This is a genomic window from Saccharomonospora halophila 8 (genome assembly GCF_000383775.1).
Lineage (GTDB): Bacteria > Actinomycetota > Actinomycetes > Mycobacteriales > Pseudonocardiaceae > Saccharomonospora > Saccharomonospora halophila.
Genome location: NZ_KB912576.1, coordinates 1 through 2,448, shown reverse-complemented (window position 1 = coordinate 2,448; position 2,448 = coordinate 1). Strand labels below are relative to the sequence as shown.

Sequence of the window (2,448 nt, the reverse complement as noted above, 5' to 3'; positions counted from 1 at the left end):
CGAGCCGCACGGCGTGCGCCCCGCCGCTCCCGGACCGCCCGGCCTCCCCGGGCGTGCCGGACTCCCCGGACTCCCCGACCGGTTCCAGCGTCGTGTGCGACAGGCTCGCGTTCACGTCCGGGCCGCGCACCACGACGCCGTGCCTGCGGGCGTCGGCGACCAGCGACTGGGGCGAGTAGAAGCCCATCGGCTGCGCCCGCAACAACCCCGCGAGGAACGCGTCCGGGTGATAGCGCTTGAAGAAGGCGCTGGCGAAGACCAGGTGGGCGAAGCTCAGCGCGTGGCTCTCCGGGAACCCGTAGCTGGCGAAGGCCCGCATCCGGTGGAAAATACGCCCGGCCGTCTCCTCGTCCATCCCGTTGCGCGCGGCGCCCTCCAGGAAGCGCCTGCGCAGCCGCTCCATCCGCCTGCCGGACCGTTTCGCCCCCATCGCGTGCCGCAGCTCGTCGGCCTCGGCGGCGGTGAAGTCCGCGACGTCGAGCGCGATCTGCATCAGCTGTTCCTGGAACAGCGGCACGCCCAGGGTCTTGTCCAGCGCGTTCGCCAGCAACGGATGGTCGTGTTCCCAGTGCTCCCTGCCGGTGTAGCGGCGGATGTAGGGGTGCACGGACCCGCCCTGGATCGGACCGGGGCGGATGAGCGCCACCTCGACGGCCAGGTCGTAGAACGTCCGCGGCGCCAGCCTCGGCAGGGTCGCCAGCTGCGCACGGCTCTCCACCTGGAACACGCCGAGGGCGTCGGCGCGGCGCAGCATCGCGTACACCTCGTCGTCGTCCAGGTCCAGGTCGGCCAGGTCGACGTGGACGCCCTTGTGCGCGGCCACCAGATCCAGCATGTAGTGCAACGCGGACAGCATGCCCAGCCCGAGCAGGTCGAACTTGACCAGTCCCACGGAGGCACAGTCGTCCTTCTCCCACTGCAGGACGCTGCGTCCGGGCATCCGCGCCCACTCGATCGGGACGACCTCGCTCACCGGCCGGTCGCAGATGACCATGCCGCCCGGGTGGATCCCCAGGTGCCGGGGGAAGTCCTCCAGTGACGCGGCCAGCGCCAGCACCGGCTCGGGCGCGTCGTGCTCCGCGCTGTTGTGCACCCGCCGCAGCGGCCCCCACCCGTCGATCTGTTTGCTCCAGGCGTCCTGCTGCCCCGGGGAGTGGCCGAGCGCCCGCGCGGCGTCGCGCACCGCCGACCGTGCCCGGTAGGTGATGACATTGGCGACCTGGGCGGTGCGCAGCCGACCGTGGGTCCGGAAGACGTACTGGATGACCTCCTCCCGCCGGTCCGACTCGATGTCGAGGTCGATGTCCGGGTAGCCGTCCCGGTCCGGGGCCAGGAACCGCTCGAACAGCAGTTTCCACCGCACCGGGTCCACCTTGGTGATGCCGAGCGCGTAGCAGACCGCGGAGTTGGCCGCCGAGCCCCGGCCCTGGCAGAGGATGTTCCGCTCGCGGCAGAACCGCACGATGTCGGCGACGATCAGGAAGTATCCGGAAAAGCCGAGTCGTTCGATGACGTCGAGTTCGTGGGCGAGCTGACGGTGGGCCGCCGGGTTGCGGTGCGGGTCGCCGTAGCGTTCCCGGGCGCCCGACCGGGTGAGCTCGCGCAGATAACCCGCCTCGTCGTGGCCGTCGGGGACCGGGAACGGCGGCAGGTCCGGCGCCACCAGGTGCAGTTCGAAGGCACACTCGGTGCCGAGCAGGGCGGTGGACGCGGTGCTGCACGCCCTGGACGGCGGCTACATCCCGGCCGGGCCGAGCGGGTCGCCGCTGCGCGGGCTGATCAACGTGCTGCCGACCGGCCGCAACTTCTACACCGTCGACCCGAAGGCGGTGCCCAGCCGGCTGGCCTGGGAGACCGGCAAGGCCCTGGCCGACTCGCTGCTGGAGCGCTACCGCGCCGACAACGACGGCGAGTGGCCCCGGTCGGTCGGGCTGTCGGCGTGGGGCACCTCGGCGATGCGCACCGCCGGTGACGACACGGCCGAGGTGCTGGCGCTGCTGGGCGTGCGGCCGACGTGGGACGAGGCCTCCCGCCGGGTCACCGGCATCGAGGCGATCCCGCTGGAGGAGCTGGGCAGGCCCCGCGTCGATGTCACGGTGCGGATCAGCGGGTTCTTCCGGGACGCCTTCGGGCACGTGGTCGACCTGCTCGACGACGCCGTCCGGCTGGTCGCCGACCTGGACGAACCGGAGTCGCGGAACTTCGTGCGCGCCCACGCCCGCGCCGACCTGGCCGAACACGGCGACGAGCGGCGCGCCACCACCCGGATCTTCGGGTCGAAGCCCGGCACCTACGGCGCGGGCCTTGAACCCGAAGATCCGCCCGGACAGTCCCATCAGCCACAGCGACGCGGGCGGCTTGTCGACCGTGATGACGTTGCCCGCGTCCAGCGACCCGAACAGCAGCGCCTTCCAGCTCTGCGTTCCGGACTGCACCGCTGCGGCGTAG

Annotated in this window: 2 pseudogenes; one reads left to right on the top strand and one right to left on the bottom strand. The window is 72.1% G+C overall.

Annotation, left to right across the window (positions count from 1 at the left end):
* Positions 1–1,702 (bottom strand): annotated as a pseudogene (dnaE, locus tag SACHA_RS22765) (DNA polymerase III subunit alpha); the annotation flags it as partial.
* A 1-nt stretch (position 1,703) separates the two neighbouring features.
* On the opposite strand from dnaE, the pseudogene SACHA_RS22760 reads away from it, so the two are divergent.
* Positions 1,704–2,312 (top strand): annotated as a pseudogene (locus SACHA_RS22760) (cobaltochelatase subunit CobN); the annotation flags it as partial.
* Positions 2,313–2,448: the final 136 nt, after the last annotated feature.